Annotated in this window: 14 protein-coding genes; 9 read left to right on the forward strand and 5 right to left on the reverse strand. The window is 58.4% G+C overall.

What is annotated here, in order from left to right; genetic code table 11:
* Nucleotide 1: 1 nt before the first annotated feature.
* From L579_RS14040 to L579_RS14050, 3 genes are read left to right on the forward strand one after another with little or no spacing between them, the layout of a single operon-like run.
* Nucleotides 2–832 (forward strand): ABC transporter permease, encoded by an 831-nt coding sequence (locus L579_RS14040; protein ID WP_021184878.1) that lies wholly within the window; start codon nucleotides 2–4, stop codon nucleotides 830–832.
* The gene (locus L579_RS14045; RefSeq protein ID WP_021184879.1) at nucleotides 829–2,451 is read left to right on the forward strand and encodes an ABC transporter ATP-binding protein; all 1,623 of its coding nucleotides are present in this window, start codon (nucleotides 829–831) and stop codon (nucleotides 2,449–2,451) included. Before L579_RS14040 ends, L579_RS14045 begins: the two co-directional genes overlap by 4 nt.
* Nucleotides 2,448–4,469 carry a CocE/NonD family hydrolase gene (locus L579_RS14050; protein ID WP_021184880.1) on the forward strand — a complete coding sequence of 674 codons (2,022 nt, stop codon included), beginning with the start codon at nucleotides 2,448–2,450 and terminating at the stop codon, nucleotides 4,467–4,469. Before L579_RS14045 ends, L579_RS14050 begins: the two co-directional genes overlap by 4 nt.
* A 91-nt stretch (nucleotides 4,470–4,560) precedes the next feature.
* Here the strand turns inward: L579_RS14050 and iolB are convergent, their stop codons facing one another.
* Together iolB and L579_RS14060 are read right to left on the reverse strand one after the other, a co-directional pair.
* Nucleotides 4,561–5,376, reverse strand: coding sequence for a 5-deoxy-glucuronate isomerase (gene iolB, locus L579_RS14055; protein WP_021184881.1), 816 nt, complete (start codon nucleotides 5,374–5,376; stop codon nucleotides 4,561–4,563).
* A gap of 23 nt (nucleotides 5,377–5,399) precedes the next feature.
* A complete protein-coding gene (locus L579_RS14060) occupies nucleotides 5,400–6,905 on the reverse strand; it encodes a CoA-acylating methylmalonate-semialdehyde dehydrogenase (RefSeq protein WP_021184882.1) in 1,506 nt (501 codons plus the stop codon).
* Between the two features lie 293 nt (nucleotides 6,906–7,198).
* Between L579_RS14060 and L579_RS14065 the strand changes: the two genes are divergently transcribed.
* Nucleotides 7,199–8,014, forward strand: coding sequence for a TIM barrel protein (locus L579_RS14065; protein ID WP_021184883.1), 816 nt, complete (start codon nucleotides 7,199–7,201; stop codon nucleotides 8,012–8,014).
* 69 nt (nucleotides 8,015–8,083) lie between these two features.
* On the opposite strand, the gene L579_RS14070 is transcribed toward L579_RS14065, so the two are convergent.
* Complete coding sequence (locus tag L579_RS14070; protein ID WP_021184884.1) at nucleotides 8,084–9,304, reverse strand: MFS transporter; 1,221 nt, start codon at nucleotides 9,302–9,304, stop codon at nucleotides 8,084–8,086.
* A gap of 234 nt (nucleotides 9,305–9,538) precedes the next feature.
* Between L579_RS14070 and L579_RS14075 the strand changes: the two genes are divergently transcribed.
* The 3 genes from L579_RS14075 to L579_RS14085 are packed head-to-tail and all read left to right on the forward strand — an operon-like array spanning nucleotide 9,539 to nucleotide 12,860.
* A complete protein-coding gene (locus tag L579_RS14075; protein ID WP_021184885.1) occupies nucleotides 9,539–10,252 on the forward strand; it encodes an ABC transporter ATP-binding protein in 714 nt (237 codons plus the stop codon).
* Nucleotides 10,230–11,204, forward strand: a complete 975-nt coding sequence (locus L579_RS14080; RefSeq protein WP_021184886.1) for an ABC transporter substrate-binding protein — start codon at nucleotides 10,230–10,232, stop codon at nucleotides 11,202–11,204. The genes L579_RS14075 and L579_RS14080 overlap by 23 nt, the downstream gene beginning before the upstream one ends.
* Before the next feature lie 3 nt (nucleotides 11,205–11,207).
* Complete coding sequence (locus tag L579_RS14085) at nucleotides 11,208–12,860, forward strand: ABC transporter permease (RefSeq protein ID WP_021184887.1); 1,653 nt, start codon at nucleotides 11,208–11,210, stop codon at nucleotides 12,858–12,860.
* A 63-nt stretch (nucleotides 12,861–12,923) separates the two neighbouring features.
* Here the strand turns inward: L579_RS14085 and L579_RS14090 are convergent, their stop codons facing one another.
* The gene (locus tag L579_RS14090) at nucleotides 12,924–13,883 is read right to left on the reverse strand and encodes an ABC transporter substrate-binding protein (RefSeq protein WP_021184888.1); all 960 of its coding nucleotides are present in this window, start codon (nucleotides 13,881–13,883) and stop codon (nucleotides 12,924–12,926) included.
* A gap of 11 nt (nucleotides 13,884–13,894) precedes the next feature.
* On the reverse strand, nucleotides 13,895–14,659 hold the full coding sequence (locus tag L579_RS14095) for a class II aldolase/adducin family protein (RefSeq protein WP_021184889.1): 765 nt from the start codon (nucleotides 14,657–14,659) through the stop codon (nucleotides 13,895–13,897).
* A gap of 239 nt (nucleotides 14,660–14,898) precedes the next feature.
* Here L579_RS14095 and L579_RS14100 point away from each other — a divergent pair, with 239 nt between their 5' ends.
* Both L579_RS14100 and L579_RS14105 read left to right on the forward strand, forming a co-directional pair.
* A complete protein-coding gene (locus L579_RS14100; protein ID WP_021184890.1) occupies nucleotides 14,899–16,503 on the forward strand; it encodes an EAL domain-containing protein in 1,605 nt (534 codons plus the stop codon).
* Nucleotides 16,478–17,437, forward strand: a complete 960-nt coding sequence (locus tag L579_RS14105; protein ID WP_021184891.1) for a D-2-hydroxyacid dehydrogenase family protein — start codon at nucleotides 16,478–16,480, stop codon at nucleotides 17,435–17,437. Before L579_RS14100 ends, L579_RS14105 begins: the two co-directional genes overlap by 26 nt.
* Nucleotides 17,438–17,666 lie beyond the last annotated feature (229 nt).

Raw genomic sequence — 17,666 nt, forward strand, 5'->3', positions numbered from 1 at the left:
AATGAAAAAACTGAAAAGCCGCGCGGTGCCGTTTTCCGCCATGCTCGGCCTGGCGATCATCGCCATTAACCTGATTGCCGCATTGTTTGCGCCGTGGCTGGCACCGCACAGCGAAACCGCACAGGTGGGCGATATCTGGATGCTGCCCTCCGGCGCGCTGCCGCTCGGCACTGACAGCCTTGGCCGCGATATGTTGTCGCGTATTTTGTTTGGCGCACGTACCACCATCGCCATCGCGCTGGCCATCACCGCCATCTCGTTTGTCATCGGTATTCTCACCGGCTTCACCGCCGCCATTTATGGCCGCTGGGTCGATGTGGTGCTGACGCGCATCGTCGATACCCTGATGTCGATCCCGGTACTGATTCTGGCGCTGATCGTGTTGTCGGTACTCGGCACCTCGATTCCGGTGCTGGTCGGCACCATTGCCTTGCTGGATGCCACCCGCGTTTATCGTCTGGCGCGTCTGGTGGCGCAGGGCATTGTCTGCCAGGAATATGTCGAAGCGGCGCGTCTGCGCGGTGAGGGCCTCGGCTGGATCGTGCGTAAGGAGATTTTGCCGAATGCCATCCCGCCACTGCTGGCGGAATTTGGCATGCGTTTCTGCTTCACCTTCCTGTTTATCGCCGGTTTGAGCTTTCTCGGTCTGGGTATCCAGCCGCCGTGGGCCGACTGGGGCAGCATGGTGCGTGACAACGCCCAGGCAATTAACTTCGGCCAACTGGCCCCGCTTTACCCGGCTGCCGCTATCGCCCTGTTGACCATTGGCGTCAACCTGGTGGTTGACTGGCTGCTGGTGCGCAACAACCTCTCGCTGGGGGAAGAAGGATGATTCAACCGATTCTGGAAATGCGCAATCTGCGCATTGAAACCGACCAGGGCATTCCACTGGTACAGAACATTTCACTCAGCCTGAAACCCGGCGAGGTGCTGGGACTGATTGGCGAATCCGGTGCCGGTAAATCCACCATCGGCCTCGCCGCACTGGGCTATGCCCGTTCCGGCTGCCGTATTGCCAGTGGCGAAGTGCGTATCGCCGGACAGGATATCGTGCCGCTCTCCAGCAAAGAGAAACGTGAAATTCGCGGCAGACGCGTGGCCTATGTGGCGCAAAGCGCCGCCGCCGCGTTTAACCCGGCGCTGACCATCGGTAAACAGGTGTGCGAAGGCCCGATCCGTCACGGCCTGATGAACGCCGAAGAAGCGCAGGCCTGGGCAGTGACGCTGTTCCGGGCGCTGGATCTGCCGCAGCCGGAAACCATCGGCCAGCGCTATCCGCATCAGTTGTCGGGCGGCCAGTTGCAGCGCGCGATGGCAGCGATGGCGATGTCCTGCAAACCTGACCTGCTGGTGATGGATGAACCCACCACCGCGCTGGATGTCACCACCCAGATTGAAGTGCTGGTGATGCTGCGCAAGCTGGTACGCGAGTTCAACACCGCCGCGCTGTATATCACCCACGATCTGGCGGTGGTGGCGCAAATCGCTGACCGCATCATGGTGCTGCGTCAGGGCAGCGAAGTGGAATGCGGCAGCACCGCTGACATTCTGCAAAATCCGCTGGAAACTTATACCCAACGGTTGGTATCGGAGCGCGCCCATGCGCTGACGTCGGTGCATGCCGAGAACACCGCGCAGGGTCAACTGCTGAGCCTGCAAAATCTCTCCACCGGTTACAACGGCAAAACCGTGGTTCACGGCGTCTCGATGAGCATTGCCAAAGGGGAAACCCTGGCGATTATCGGTGAATCCGGCAGTGGCAAAAGCACCCTGGCACGCGCGCTGTGTGGCTTGCTGGGCGATACCGCGGGCAACGTCAGCTTTGCCGGTCAGGTGCTGGCGAATCGCTACCAGCAGCGCGACAAAGAGACGCTGCGCCGCATCCAGATGATTTATCAGTTGCCGGATGTGGCGCTCAACCCACGCCAGACCATCCTTGAAGCGATTGGTCGCCCGATTGCCTTCTATTTCGGACTGGATAAACGCCAGGTACGGGCACGCGTGGAAGAATTGCTGCGCCTGACCGAGCTGCCGCTCACCCTGATCGATCGCTACCCCGCCGCGCTGTCGGGTGGTCAAAAGCAGCGTGTTTGTATCGCCCGCGCACTGGCCGCCGAGCCGGACTTGATCATCTGCGATGAAGCCACCTCGGCACTTGATCCGCTGGTGGCGGAAGAGGTGCTGAATCTGCTGCGTCGTTTGCAGGAGCAACTGGGGCTGTCGTACCTGTTTATCACCCACGATCTCAGCACCGTGAAGCGCATCGCGCAGCAGGTGGCGGTGATGTACCAGGGCAACGTGGTGGCGCAGGGGCCGACCGAGCAAGTGTTCAGTGCCCCGATGCACAGCTACACCGAAAAACTACTGACCTCAGTGCCGGAAATGCGTACCACCTGGCTGGATGAGGTGCTGGGTCAGCGTCAGAACAACGCAATGGCAGGAGCCTCATGAAAACCTTCGTAACGCAATTCCCCCACAGCGTCAGCGTGACGGAACATCTCTGGATTACCCTGAAAGACGGCACGCGCCTGGCCGCGCGCATGTGGCTGCCGCTCTCCGCCAGCCAGCAGCCGGTGCCCGCCATTCTCGAATACATCCCCTACCGCAAGCGCGACGGGACACGTACCCGCGATGAGCCGATGCACGGTTATTTTGCCGGTCAGGGTTATGCGGTGCTGCGCGTCGATATGCGCGGTAGCGGCGAATCAGACGGCTTACTGGAAGATGAATATCTGTTGCAGGAGCAGGAAGATGCGCTGGAGGTGATTGACTGGATTAGCCAGCAATCCTGGTGCAGCGGTGCGGTTGGCATGATGGGCAAATCCTGGGGTGGTTTTAACTGCCTGCAACTGGCGGCGCGCCGCCCACCTGCGCTGAAAGCCATCATTACCGTATGTTCTACCGACGATCGTTACAACGATGATATCCACTACAAAGGCGGCTGCCTGCTGAATGACAACCTGTGGTGGGGCGGCATCATGCTGGCTTACCAGAGTCGCCCGCAGGACCCGGCCCTGGTGGGGGAAAGTTGGTATCAGGACTGGCTGAATCGGCTGGAAAACATGCCATTCTTCCCGGCGCTGTGGATGGATCATCCACTGAAAGATGCTTACTGGAAACACGGTTCGGTCGGTGAAGACTGGTCGGCAATTCAGTGCCCGGTAATGGCGGTTGGCGGCTGGGCTGATTCCTACAGCAACGCGGTGTTCCGTCTGATGGACAACCTCGACGTGCCGCGCAAGGCGATTATCGGCCCGTGGGCGCATATCTATCCCCAGGATGGCACGCCGGAACCGGCAATTGGTTTCCTCCAGGAAGCGGTGACCTGGTGGGATCGCTGGCTGAAGCAGGTGGATAATGACGCACTGGCTGGCCCGCGTGTGCAGGCCTGGCTGAACGACAGCCAGCGTCCGGGATCGCAGCGTCCCCAGGCGTTTGGCGAGTGGATTGCTATCGACGGCGATACCGACGCGGTGACGCAGCCGCAACGCTGGCATGTGCAACCAGGCAGCCTGACCACCACGCCGCTGGCGCAGGAGAGCTGGCAAGCCATCTGTACCCAGCAGAACCACGGCCTGTTTGCCGGTGAGTGGATGGGGGCGGGCGTGTTGGGCGAAAGCCCGAGCGACCAACGTATGGACGACGGGTTGGCAGAGAGTTTTGACAGCGCGCCGTTAAGCGAAAGCCTGAGCATCTACGGTTTCCCGCAGTTCAGCGTCAAACTGAGCAGCGACAAACCGGCGGCGATGCTGTATGTCCGTCTCTCCGATATCGCACCGGATGGCGCATCAACCCGCGTGACACACGGCTGGGTTAACCTGAGCCATTTGCAGGGGCAGGATAAAAACGTGCCGCTGACGCCGGGTGAAGTGGTGGATGTGCAGGTGCAACTGGACGGTATCGCCTGGCGCTTTGCCGCCGGACATCGTCTGCGCATTTCGCTGGCGACCACCTTCTGGCCGATGATCTGGCCGATGGCGGAAGTCGCCACCCTGAAGGTGAATCTGGCGAGCGCCGCGCTCGACCTGCCGGTATGTCGGCAGGTGACAGCGATTGACGGCCCCAACCCGCAACCGACCACCGCAGCCAATACGCCACTGACGTTACTGTCGCCGGGACGTGTCGAACGTGAGTTGCGTTATGACGTGGTCAACGATAGCTGGGAAAGTGTCACCCACGGTATCGGCGGGGTGTTCGGTGAGGGCGTCTATCGTTTTGACGATATCGATACCACCGTTGATCACAGCCTGCGCCGCCAGTTGACCTGTCATAACGATGATCCGCTGTCAGCCCATTATCTGCTGACGCAGAGCATGAAGATTGGCCGGGAAGGTTGGTGGACGGAAACCGATATTGAGCTGGAAATGCGTAGCGATTTGACGCATTTCATCATCAGCGGCGAGATGAAGGTGCAGCATAACGGTGAAGCGGTGTTTAGTCGCCGCTGGGATCGACGGATTAAACGTTAAATCCGCACATCAAAAAAAGCGCGATAAACCGCGCCGCTACAAATACATGCAAATATCGTAGCGGCGCGATTCATCGCGCGGTTTGCGCGTTTTAAACGCGCGGATACTTGTCGCTATTCACCCAGGCGTGATCTTTCTCCCAGGTAAATTTCCACAGACGTACCGGACCCGCCATCACGTTCAGGTAATAATTATCGTACCCCGCCAGCGTCGCCACCGGATGGTAGCCGCGCGGCACCGTCACCACATCCCGGTTATACGGTGCCATACATTCGTCGAGTGAACGATCGTCGGTATAGACGCGCTGCATGGCAAAACCCGGCTCCGGATCGAAACGGTGGTAATAGGTCTCTTCCAGGTAGGTTTCGTCCGGGCTGTCCTTCTGGTCGTGCTTGTGGCTTGGGTAAGAACTGGTCGCGCCTTCGTCGGTGTAGACTTCCACCACCAGCAGGCTATCAGCTGGCTGAGTGTCCGGCAGAATGTTATGCACCAGACGCTGGTTGCGTCCCTTGCCACGATGTTCGACCCCGACATCTTCCGGCGCAATCAGGCGCGCCGGTAAGTTGCCCTGGCTGGGAGCGTTGCACACCGCCAGCTCCAGATCGCTATCGGCGTAGACTTCCACCTCATCGTTATGCGGCACATACACCGAATACGGCGGAATACGCTCGAACGGTGACAGACGCTTACCGAGATTGGGGAACTCCGCATGACGGGTTTTCACCGAAGCAAAACCTGCCACCAGCACCAGACACAGCTCTTTATCGCCGCTGCTGAGTTTCAGCGTCTGTCCCTTCTTCAGCAGATAAGCATCAAAACCGACATATCCCCAGCCCGCGCTTTCCGGCGTAACATGCTGAATTCGGCCATTGCTGTCTGGCTGCTGCGCTTTCGCAAGTAGTGACATCACCCTCCTCCTCTGTTGGCAGATTAACCCAGGGTCGGCATGCTGAATTCAGACACCGTCTGCTGACCGCTCGGCCAACGCACAGTGGCGGTTTTCATACGGGTATAGAAACGAACGCCGTCCGGACCGTGCACGTTCAGCGCGCCAAACACCGAACGTTTCCAGCCGCCGAAGCTGTGGAACGCCATCGGTACCGGCACCGGAACGTTGACGCCGACCATGCCCGCTTCCACATCCTGCACAAACTCACGCGCGGTGTGGCCGTTGCTGGTGAAGATGGCGCTACCGTTGCCGAATTCGTGGCTATTGACCAGTTGCAGAGCGCTGTGGAAATCCGGGGAACGCATGATGCTCAGCACCGGTCCGAAGATCTCTTCGCGCCAGATGGTCATCTCTGAGGTTACATTGTCGAACAGCGTACCGCCCACGTAATAACCTTCCGCATGGCCCGGCACCTGATAGTTACGACCATCCACCACCAGTTTCGCGCCTTCCTGCTCACCTTTGTCGATATAACCCAGCACTTTTTTCTGGTGCGCGGCAGACACCACCGGCCCCATTTCATTCTCTTCCGCACCCTTCTGGATACCCGGACCGACGCGCAGCGCTTTGATCAGCGGCGTCAGGCGTGCAATCAGTTTATCGGCGGTGCCTTCACCCACGGCCACCACCACCGGCAGTGCCATGCAACGCTCACCGGCCGAACCAAATGCGCCGCCCATAATGGCGTTCACGGTGGCATCAAGATCCGCATCCGGCATCACGATGGCGTGGTTTTTCGCTGCGCCAAACGCCTGAACACGTTTGCCGTGGGCGCTGGCGGTTTTGTAGATATGCTCGGCCACGCCGGATGAACCGACGAAGCTCACCGCCGCAATGCGCGGATCTTTATACAGCTGCTCAGCATCTTCGTTGGAGGAGTGCACCACGTTGAACACGCCATCTGGCAGACCCGCTTCTTTCAGCAGCTCCGCCATGCGCACAGAGGCTGACGGGTCGAGCGCCGGTGGCTTAAGCACAAAGGTGTTACCGCAGGCCAGCGCAATCGGGAACATCCACAACGGCACCATCGCCGGGAAGTTGAACGGCGTAATACCCGCCACCACGCCCACCGGCTGCATCAGCGAGTAGCTATCAACGCCGCCGCCCACGTTGGGTGAATTTTCGCCTTTGATCAGATGCGGAATACCGCAGGCAAATTCAATCACTTCAATACCGCGCGTCAGCTCGCCCAGCGCATCAGACCAGACTTTACCGTGTTCAGAGACAATCAACGCCGCCAGCTCCTCACGGTGTTGTTCCATCAGAGCTTTGAAGTTGAACATCACGCGGGCACGACGCAGCGGAGAGGTCTTCGACCATTCCGGGAAGGCCGCATGCGCGACTTCAATCGCCTGAGCGACTTCGTCCGAGGTGCTCTGCGTCAGCTCACGTATCACTTTGCCGGTCGCCGGATCGTAAACAGGGATAGTTTCGTTGCTGGCGCTGTGGGTAATCTGGCCGCCGATAAAGTTTCCTACGATGTTCATGTCGTTGCCTCTTTAATGTGTAAACCAGCTAAGACTAAAAGCGTGATATGAAGCTATTACAATGAAATAAATTTTTCAAATACTTATTTTTGGAAAATTTCCTTTTAGCGGGCTGGATCGCATTTTTCCTCGCGCCCCATCCACGATGGCCGCCGCATAGATCGGGTATACAAAACGAAATATGAAATTTTTGCGAGGCAGATCCAATATCTGATATTTCATAATTCACTAACAATGAAATAAATGTTTTCTTTGGCTCCATCTTACCCGCACATCATTACAGGAGCCGCAGCATGGCCATCGATCCCACCCGTTTCTGTATTAACCGTAAAATTGCTCCAACGCTGTCGCTGGAAGCGTTCTTCCAGCTGGTGCAGCGTCTGGGACTGAACAAAGTCGAACTGCGTAACGATATGCCGAGTGGCAGCGTCACTGATGGCCTCAGCGCCGCCGCGCTGCGCGCGCTGGCCGACAAATACCACATTGAAATCGAAACCATCAACGCGCTCTATCCGTTCAACCGCGTTGATGACGCGCTGCTGGCGAAAACCGAAGCCCTGTTGCAGGAAGCGCAGCAGATCGGGGCCAAAGCGTTGGTGATGTGTCCACTGAACGAAGGGATCGCCATCTCCCCGGAACAGACGTTGGCAGCGCTGCAAACGCTAGCGCCGCGCTTTGAACATTACGGTATTCAGGGACTGGTGGAACCGCTTGGCTTCCCGGTCAGCTCGCTGCGTTCGGCGGTGAAAACCCAGCAACTGATCCGCGATGCGCAGGTACCTTTCAAACTGCTGCTGGATACCTTCCACCATCATCTGTACGAAAACGCTGAGCTGGAGTTCCCGCAGGAGATTGATGTGAATCAGATCGGTCTGGTGCACCTGTCGGGTGTGGAAGATCGTCGCCCGACGGCACAGCTCACCGATGAAGAGCGCATCATGCTGAGTGATAACGATGTCCTGAACAGCGTGGCGCAGGTGAAGCGTCTGGAGAGACTGGGCTACAAAGGCATCTATGCCTTTGAACCCTTCTCTTCCGAGCTTGAGAAGTGGAGCGCACAAGACATCGAACGTGAAATCCGCGCCAGTATCGAATTGCTGCAAGCCTGACCGAAACGAACCCTTATCTGTGTCTCTGACACAACTTTGTAGTGATTGGCCTCGGTCGGAGGCCTCTTTTTAATTCTCTTTGATTTCAATGGGCGGGCTGGCGGGCTGACGTCGGCTCATGCGCAGCGTACATACCAGCGCCAGACACACCAGTAGCGCAGTGAGGAAGTAGACCAGCGGCACTCCCGCGAAGCTCATAATAAAACCGGCAATCGGGCCGGTGATCCCCAACGACAAATCCATAAACGCGGTATAGGTGGCGAGCGCGCTGCCCTGATTCTGCTGCGGCACCACTTTGACCGCCACCACGCCAATCGCCGGGAAGACTAACGAGAAGCCTGCGCCGGTAAAGAACGCGCCAACCTTTGCCATCCAGGGATCAAACGACGCGGCAACCAGGAACAGGCCCACCGCCTCCACCGCAAAGCAGATGCTGGCAACCCGTAGGCCGCCGAGGCGGTTGATGGCATTCGGGAACAACAAACGGGTGCCGACAAAGGCAGCGCTGAATAGCGTCAGGGCAAATGCCGCGCCATCCCAGCCTTTATCTTTATAGAACAAGGTAATAAAGGTGGCGATCACCCCGAAGCCCGCCGATCCCATCGCCAGGATCAGGCCAAAGCCGTAAATCTTGCCCAGGACATCACGGAACGGCAGCGGTTTGGCTTTGCTGCCTTTCACCGGCGCACGCGGTAACGCCAGCGCAATCGCCAGCACACAGATGGCGATGATCACCCCGGAGAGCAGCAACAGCCCGCCGCTGTGGAAAATCACCACGCCAAGCGGTGCCCCAATCGCCATCGCCCCATAGGTGACAATGCCGTTCCATGAGATCACCCGACCAATATGCAATGAGCCAACCCGCGCCACGCCCCACAGCGAGGTGCCAGTGCCGGAGAAACTCTGGCCGATACCAAGAATCACCCTGCCCAGGCACAGCAACCCAAGACTGAGCACCGTCCAGCTTTCGGTCAAGGCCGAAAGCAGAATGCATAACCCGCTGATAAAACAACCGAACAGGCCGATCACCACCACTTTTTTCGGTCCCCACTGGTCGGCATAGCGTCCGGCATGGGGGCGGCTCAGCAGCGTGGCGAGATATTGCAGGCTAATCACCAGTCCGGCCCAGAAGGCACTATAGCCGAGGCCGTCATGGACAAAGCCGGGCAGCACCGCCAATGGCAAACCAATGGTGAGATAGCTGGCAAAGTTGAACATCACGATGGAGAGAATCAGTAAATTCAGACGGAAAGGCGTTAAAGCAGGTTCCGCAGCAGGCTGGTCAGGCATGAGTAATTGCGCTCGTGTTTGACGGAGTTTTTATAACAGAACCTTTACTATACGCCTTTTATGCCGCGGCGCATCATAGCCTCTGATGATATTTGGTCATCATTCCGTCATATCTCCACCGTAGACTCGCCGCCAGTGAAATCCCAAAGAGGATAACAATCTGATGCCGCTCCTGATAAACCATCGGGTGCGCGTGGCGTGCTGCCGCTTCCTGTTGTTAGCGGGAGGTGGTCAATGACGCGTGTCGCACAACCCATCGAACTGAAAAACCTGAGCTGGTCAGCGGGTAACCTGACCATTCTGCACGATCTCTCCCTGACCATTCCGGCCGGACAAACGCTGGCGCTGCTCGGCCCTTCTGGCTGTGGCAAAAGTACGCTGCTGAAACTGCTGGCGGGTTTGCTGCAACCCACGTCCGGCGAAATCTGGCTGGGCGACCAGTGCGTCGCCTCTGCCACCCACTGCGCAGCGCCGGAAGCGCGCAACCTCGGCATGGTGTTTCAGGATTACGCGCTGTGGCCGCATATGAGCGTGGCGCAGAACGTGGCCTTTCCGTTGCGTATGCGCGGGGTAAAAAAAGCAACGGCGCTGGAGCAGGCACAAGCCGCGCTGACGCAGGTGGAACTGAGCGGATTTGGCGATCGTAAACCCGCGATGTTGTCGGGCGGTCAGCAGCAACGCGTCGCGTTAGCGCGTGCGCTGGTCGCACAACCGGCGATTCTGCTGTTCGACGAACCCTTATCCAATCTCGACCGCGAACTGCGTGAAACCCTCGCACAACATATGGCGCAGTTGCTGCGCGCCGCCGGGATCACCGCCGTATACGTCACCCACGACCGCGAGGAGGCCAATACCCTCGCCGACCGCATTATCCATCTGGCGCAGGGCCAGATGGTTTCAGTCACTGACCTCTCAGGGGAAAACCATGCCATCTCTCAAGTCTGTTAAAACAGGAGCCATCAGCGCGATGATTTTGACTTCCGCCATGATGATGATGAACGATGCCGAGGCACTGACGGTGTACACCGCCGGGCCGGGATCGCTGGCAAAAAGCCTCGCCGCCGGGTTTGAAAAACAAACCGGGGTCAAGGTGAATATATTCCAGGCCACCACCGGCAAAGTGATGGCGCGCCTGGAAGCCGAACAGGCAAATCCGCAGGCCGATGTGCTGATCTCCGCCTCCTGGGATACCGCCGAAGACCTGCAACAACGTGGTTGGTTGCTGCCTTACCAAAGCCCCAACGCGGCCAACGTCCCGGCGGCGTTTAAAACCGATGCTTACGTGGCACAAGGCATTTCCGCGCTCGGTATCGTCTGGAACACCAATAGCCATACCCCGGAACCGAAAACCTGGCAGGACCTCACCGGCCCGGCATTTAAAGATCAGGTCACTACACCCGATCCAGCGCTGTCCGGGGCGTCCCTCGATCTGTTAATCGGTTTGCAGAACGGCGAAGGTGAAAAAGCCTGGCAGTTGTTTGATCAACTCAAAGCCAACGGTATGGTGATCAGCGGCCCGAACGCCCAGGCGGTGACGCCGGTGTTGCAGGGTGCGAAGGCGGCGGTATTTGGTGCGGTGGATTACGTGACCTACAACAACATCGCGCAAGGTGAGGCGGTGAAAGTGATTTTCCCGGAAAACGGCACGGTGGTCGCGCCGCGTCCGATGATGATCCTGAAAACCAGCCAACATGCTGCGGATGCTAAAGCCTTTATCGATTATGTGTTGTCGGATGAGGGCCAGCAGCAAGTGGCGAAGGCCTGGCTGATGCCAGCGCGTACCGATATCAAGGCACAACGCCCGCTGATCACCGAGATTAAACTGTTGCCGGTGAATCAGGAGGGGGGCAGCGAACGCGCGGCAGTGCTGAAACGCTTTGCCACGCTGTTCGGGCAATAAGTCATGGCGCGTGCCCTGTTTAACGGTTTGATCCTGCTGGCGTTGCTGGTGCTGGTGGCGCTGCCGCTGCTGTTTATCGTGCTCCAGGCGCTGTTTCCGCATCTGAGCGAGGGAGAGTGGCGTGGCGCTTTCAGCGCGCTGCCGACCCTGCTGGAGGACCCGCAGTTAGTCCCGATGTGGCTGGGTACGCTGAAAATTGGCCTGGGAGTGGCACTCGGCAGCCTGCTGCTCGGGCTACCCCTTGGCGCGCTGCGTGGGCTGTTTCGCCTGCCCGGCGGGGCGCTGTGGGATCTGTTGTTTCTTATCCCCTTCCTGACGCCACCTTACATCGTCGCGCTGGCCTGGACGCTGGCGCTGCAACGCAATGGTTACGTTGCCCAGCTCACCGGGCTGAATTTTGACAGCCTGCTGTTCAGCAGCAGCGGCATGATGCTGGTGATGACGCTGAATATCTTTCCGGTGGTTTACTTCGCGGTGTCGCGTGCGCTGATGACAAGTGGGCAGCGTCTGGCCTGGGTGGCGCGGGTGCATGGCGCTTCCGCATGGCGTGCTTTCTGGCAAATCACCCTGCCCCTGACCTTACCGGCGTTGGCGGGTGGTGTGCTGCTGGCGTTTACCCTGGCGATTGAGGAGTACGGTGTGCCGGCGGCGCTCGGTGCACGCGCCGGATTAACCTTGATGACGGTGGGCATTGAACAGAAGCTGGCCGACTGGCCCATCGATTTGCCAGGGGCCGCCTCGTTGTCGCTGATGTTAAGCCTGGTGGCGCTGCTGGCGTGGTTTTGCCAGCGCAAACTGACCGGCAGCAGCGATGTCACGGCAGTGAGCGGCAAACCGGTGTCACAGGATGCCGCCGATCCTGGTGGCTGGCAGTGGCCAATGTTGCTGTTGTTCACCGGGACCGTGCTGCTGGCGGTAGCGTTACCGCTGGGGGCCATGACGCTCAGCGGCCTGTTAAATACCTTGTCCGGTGGCATTCATACCAGCAACCTGACGCTGCGCCATTTCGCCGCGCTGTTCAGCCAGCAGGGGGATGCGCTGACAGCCTTCTCCACCAGCATCGGGCTGGCGCTGGGGGCGGCGTTGCTGACCGGGCTTCTTGGCTTTCTCATCGCCTGGCGCGTTGCCGAGGGCAAAACCCGTCTGCTGGCGCTGATGGATGGTCTGGCGCTGCTACCGGCGGCCATGCCGGGGGTGGTGATTGGCGTGGGGTTGATTCTGCTGTGGAATCGCGGTTTCTGGCCAGTTTCACCTTACAACACGCTGGCAATTTTGCTGCTTTCCTATAGCTGCCTGCTGCTGCCGTGGCCGGTGCGCTATGTCAGCAGTGCCCTGCGCCAGCTTGGTCCAACGCTGGAACCCGCCGCCCGCGTGCATGGGGCGACGCGTATCCAGGCGCTGCGTTTGATTGTGTTACCGCTGGTGGCACCGAGCCTGCTGGCGGCCATGATGATGGTGTTTGCCGTCGCCTCGCGCGAACTGGTGACTTCACTGATTCTGGCTCCGGCAGGCACGCAAACCGTAGCGATATTTATCTGGCGGCAGTTTGAGCAAGGCTCCGTCGGACAGGGCATGGCAATGGCCACCCTGACGCTGCTCGCCAGCCTCAGCCTGATGCTCGCCGCGCTGGCGTTGCTGCGCAGAAAATCGGGCTAGCCTGTTTTGCGTGATAAATCACGCCGCTACGTCAGGTAGCGGCGCAATTTATTGCGCTTTCAATCAATGCTGCCCGCCGTCAGCAAACACCTGTGTATCGGTAATCGCCTGCACATCTACCTTATTCGGCAGAATATGCAGCGCGCTGAACAGGTCAGATACCTTCTGCACCTGGGCGATATCATCCGGTGTCACCGCGCGAATACCGTGGGAGATACGCGCGGTGATTTTCCCGGCATCAGCCGGTTGCAGGCGCGTCAGTTGCGCATATACCTGGTTGTATTCTTGCGGGTGCGCCAGCGCCCACTCACGCGCCTGTGCCAGACGATGGGTGAAATCGGCAATCGCCGCGCGCTTCAACGGATCATCGAGCGAGCTTTGTGTCGCGGTGACAAAGGAGAGTGCCGTGGTCAGCCCTTTGCCATCACGCAGCAGGCGTGCGCCATGCTGCTCCGCAATACCTAAATAGGGATCAAAGGTGGCCCAGGCGCTAATCTGCCCCGAGTTAAACGCCGCGCTGGCATCGGTTGGCAGCACAAAACGCACCGGTACGGCATCCCGTTGCACATCTGCTTCCTGCAAAGCCTGATACAACAGATGCTGTGAGATGCTGCCGCGCGCAGATGAAACCACCACCTCTTTACCCACCAAATCCTTAACGCTGTGGATTGGGGAATCCGCCGGCACAATCAGCCCGTTGGAGCCGCCGTCACCGACGTTGGTGGCGATGATTTTCAGCGGAACACCGCCAGATGCCGCCATCAGCACCGGTAGATCACCGGCGTAGGAGGTGTCCACGGCCCCGGCGCGCTGCGCTTCAAACAACGGAGCCGCCCCCTGAAAATTCGCCCAACGGTACTGATAAGGCGCATCTTTCATCACTCCGGCCGCTTCAACCAGCGAGCGCAGGTTGCGCGCCTGATCGCCCAGCACCAGCGTGACGTGACTTAAATCAGGCGCAGCCTGACTGCCAAACGCCGCGCACAGCAACAGCGCAGCAATAACGGGTTTCAGCCATTTCATCGGTGAGACTCTCAGAGGGCGTTGCGGTTGAGCTGACGGATGTAGGCATCCCAGTGCAGCAGATATTTTTGGTTGCGGATACTGTTATCAAATGCCTGCGCGGCTTTCTCCGCCACCGCATCCGGCAGGATAATCAGTTCAGCACCGCCCGCTTGTGCCGCCAGCTGTGCCTGACAGGCGCGTTCGAGATAATAGAGGTTATAAAATGCCTCTTCGATGCTGCCGCCGCTGGTGAGCAGGCCATGATTGCGCAAAATCAACGCGTTACGCGTGCCAAGATCGGCCACGATACGTTGCTGCTCATCCAGATCCAGCGCGATACCTTCGTAATCGTGATAGCCAAGGCGCTGATGGAAGCGGGTGCTGTGCTGCGAAATCATCAACAGCCCGTGCTTCTGTGCCGACACCCCAATGCCCGCGGCGGTATGGGTATGCAGCACCGCATGCGCATCCGGGCGGGCACGATGGATCGCGCTGTGAATCACAAATCCGGCCGGGTTAATACCCAGTCCGGTCGGATCATCAATGATGTTGCCGTCGATGTCGATCTTCACCAGCGTCTCCGGCTGGATTTCATCGAAGGTCTGCCCGTAAGCATTAATCAGGAAATGCGGTTTTTCGCCGGGTACGCGCAGTGAGAAATGGGTGTAAATATGATCCGTCCAGCGCAACTTTGCCGCCAGATGATAAGCCTGCGCCAGTTTGACGCGTGCCTGCCATTCTCCCTCGCTAATGCGCTGCCGTAATGCGCTGACATCCAGGATTGCCGTACTCATTTTCTGCTCCTTTGCCGGGTCGGTTTGCCTGCAAATCATCCTGACACAGCGCTTTTCACCCTGGGAAATGCCAATAACGGCAAAACAATGTCAATAAACGCAAAGCGGAGTCGATAATTGACCTGGGTCAGTTTGGTTGAAAATCAAAACGCTAACATGCACGGCCCCGGGAAGTGCTATGCTGCTGAAGCCGCAGCTTATCGCCCTTCCCGCTGCTTAAACCTGACGAGGGATGCCTGGTGCCACCGCAGAGACGAAACCGCGATTTTGGTTGGCTGTTGATTGTTTGTGCCGGGCTGCTGCCGCTGGTGCTTGGCATCCTCTGCACGGCCATTGAAGCACGCCACACCGTGCATCAGCAGCAAATCACCACCGCTAACTCCCTACTGGCTCAGGCAGAAAGAATGAGCGACAGCGCCTGGGACATGATCACCGAGTTGCGCCAGTTCCACTATCAACCCTGTGCGGCGATTGAAGACAAGCTGCAACGTGAAGGTAACCTGAACGCCTATTTTCGCTCCATCGGCAAGCTGGAGGGCGATAACGTGACCTGCTCCTCGGCATACGGGATGAATCCCGGTTCTCTGAGCGAAATGATGCTGCGTCAACCCCCCGTAACCGGCAAAGCCTGGTGGAGTATCTCGATCCGTGGGACATTTGGCGTGCCAGACCGCCCGGCAGTGATCTTTGTGCGGCAACTTCCTGATGGTGAAGGCTTTTGGGCGGTGATTGATGGTCAGTATTTGATGGATTTTATGCGCGCGCTGGGCGAGTCGCGTGGCTATCGCATGACCATGCGGTTTAATGACGGCGCCCCTATCACCAGCGGGCCGGCGGAGCAGTTGCCGGAAACCTACCTGAAAAGTGAACCCTGGCAGGCAGAATCCAGCCGCTATCCCATCAGCGTCGAAGTGGTGGTCCCTCCCAGCGAACTGTTGAAGGCGTGGCGGCAGGCGTTGTTTATTTTCCTGCCAATGGCGGCGATTTTTTCCATTCTGCTGATGATCCTCACCGCCAACTGGTTGCGTCGTCGTATCTCCTGGCGGGATGAAATTCGTCGCGCGATGCGCAACCGCCAGTTTTCGGTCCATTATCAGCCGGTCTACAGCATGGCCGCGCAGCGCTGCAACGGTGTCGAAGCGTTGCTGCGCTGGCATTTGCCAAACGGCGATACCATCCGGCCTGACATTTTTATCAGCGCAGCAGAAGAGGAAGGCATGATTGTGCCGCTGACGCGTCATTTGCTGGAGCTGATGGCGGAAGACATTCAGAGCTGGCAAGTGGAACCAGGGTTCCATATCGGGCTGAATCTGGCGGCAGAACATTTGCAACACCCGGAGTTTGTCGCAGATATCCAACTGTTCGCCAGACGCGTGCAGAACAAAAAATTGCAGATAACCCTGGAGCTGACCGAGCGCAGTTTGATTCACGACGGTGAGGATGTGGCGCGTAAGTTGCGATTGCTACAGGCGCAAGGGATGAAGGTGGCAATCGACGATTTCGGTACTGGTCACTGCTCGCTCAGTTATCTGCAAACTTTTCCACTCGATTATCTGAAGATCGATCGCGGCTTTATCAACGCGATTGAACGGCTGGATGGCGAAACCCCGGTACTGGACGCGATTATCAATCTGGCGCACAAGTTGCAGCTTGAGGTGCTCGGCGAAGGCGTTGAAACCTCGTTACAATTCCAGTACCTGCAACAGCGTGGTGTGGTATTTATTCAGGGCTATTATTACGCCTGGCCAATGGATAATGACCGGCTGCGCGCATGGCTCAACGAGCAGGGGCAGCAGCCGCTACTTGCTGAGGAATCCCATGAGTCTGAACTGCATCATTCTTGATGATTACCAGAATGTCGCCCTGACGCTTGCCGACTGGGCGACGCTGGAACCGCTGGTCCACACCACCGCCCTCACCACCCACATCGACGATCCCGACACGCTGGTCAGCCAAATTGAGCACGCCGATATTCTGGTGGTGATGCGTGAACGTACCCCGCTCAGCGCTGAGCTGATTGGCCGCCTGCCTAAACTGAAGCTGGTGGTCACGTCCGGCATGCGGAATGCCTCTATCGATCTCGATGCCTGCCGCGAACGTTATATCGCGGTATGCGGCACTGGCAGCAGCAGCGCACCTCCGCTGGAGCTGACCTGGGGACTGTTGCTGGGGCTGGCGCGTCATCTCGTCAGCGAAAATCAGGCGCTACGCAGCAATGGCCCGTGGCAACAGACGCTGGGCATCGGGTTGCAGGGCAAAACCCTGGGATTGATTGGGCTGGGGAAAATTGGCGGCGAGATGGCGAAGGTGGCACAGGCATTTGGTATGCGGGTATGCGCCTGGAGCCAGAATCTGACCGCAGAGCGCGCGGCCGCCTGTGGGGCAGAAAAGATGAGCACGCTGCCCGCCTTGTTGCAGGCGAGTGATGTCGTCTCACTTCATCTGGTACTGAGCGATCGCACCCGCCATCTGCTGGATGCCGACGCGCTGGCACAGATGAAAGCGGGCGCGCTGCTGATCAATACTTCGCGTGCTGGCCTGGTCGATCAGGCGGCAATGATCGCCGCCTTGCAAAGCGGGCAACTGGCGGGTGCCGGGCTGGATGTGTTTGATCAGGAACCGCTGCCAGCCGACCATCCGTTGCGCCAGTTACCGAACGTCCTCGCCACGCCACATCTGGGTTACGTGGCCGATAATAACTACCGCACCTACTTCACCGAAGCCGTAGAAAATATCAATGGTTGGGTAAAAGGCGCACCGCTGCGGTCCCTGCTGTAAACCTGCGTTTTACGCCCATTCATAGCCATAGTTTCAGCCACAAACTTGCTGGTTTTTGGCTGAAACATGACAAATATCACACAAAAACGGTATACTCTGTCGCGGGATGCAATAATTGCCAGCGTAATTATTGCTGTAGCAAGCCGGAGAAACGCACTTTTTACGGCTATGCTTTAATTTTCTCAACGCCGCGGACTGACTGCTGTAACCCGGTCCGCGCCGTTGAGGA

This window comes from Pantoea sp. AS-PWVM4 (genome assembly GCF_000468095.1).
GTDB classification, from domain to species: Bacteria; Pseudomonadota; Gammaproteobacteria; order Enterobacterales; family Enterobacteriaceae; genus Pantoea; species Pantoea phytobeneficialis.

Bases quoted from the DNA above. Each gene is read 5' to 3' on its own strand.
- L579_RS14040 (WP_021184878.1), top strand. From the start codon at position 2: ATGAAAAAACTGAAAAGCCGCGCGGTGCCGTTTTCCGCCATGCTCGGC.
- L579_RS14045 (WP_021184879.1), top strand. From the start codon at position 829: ATGATTCAACCGATTCTGGAAATGCGCAATCTGCGCATTGAAACCGAC.
- L579_RS14050 (WP_021184880.1), top strand. From the start codon at position 2,448: ATGAAAACCTTCGTAACGCAATTCCCCCACAGCGTCAGCGTGACGGAA.
- iolB (WP_021184881.1), bottom strand. From the start codon at position 5,376: ATGTCACTACTTGCGAAAGCGCAGCAGCCAGACAGCAATGGCCGAATT.
- L579_RS14060 (WP_021184882.1), bottom strand. From the start codon at position 6,905: ATGAACATCGTAGGAAACTTTATCGGCGGCCAGATTACCCACAGCGCC.
- L579_RS14065 (WP_021184883.1), top strand. From the start codon at position 7,199: ATGGCCATCGATCCCACCCGTTTCTGTATTAACCGTAAAATTGCTCCA.
- L579_RS14070 (WP_021184884.1), bottom strand. From the start codon at position 9,304: ATGCCTGACCAGCCTGCTGCGGAACCTGCTTTAACGCCTTTCCGTCTG.
- L579_RS14075 (WP_021184885.1), top strand. From the start codon at position 9,539: ATGACGCGTGTCGCACAACCCATCGAACTGAAAAACCTGAGCTGGTCA.
- L579_RS14080 (WP_021184886.1), top strand. From the start codon at position 10,230: ATGCCATCTCTCAAGTCTGTTAAAACAGGAGCCATCAGCGCGATGATT.
- L579_RS14085 (WP_021184887.1), top strand. From the start codon at position 11,208: ATGGCGCGTGCCCTGTTTAACGGTTTGATCCTGCTGGCGTTGCTGGTG.
- L579_RS14090 (WP_021184888.1), bottom strand. From the start codon at position 13,883: ATGAAATGGCTGAAACCCGTTATTGCTGCGCTGTTGCTGTGCGCGGCG.
- L579_RS14095 (WP_021184889.1), bottom strand. From the start codon at position 14,659: ATGAGTACGGCAATCCTGGATGTCAGCGCATTACGGCAGCGCATTAGC.
- L579_RS14105 (WP_021184891.1), top strand. From the start codon at position 16,478: ATGAGTCTGAACTGCATCATTCTTGATGATTACCAGAATGTCGCCCTG.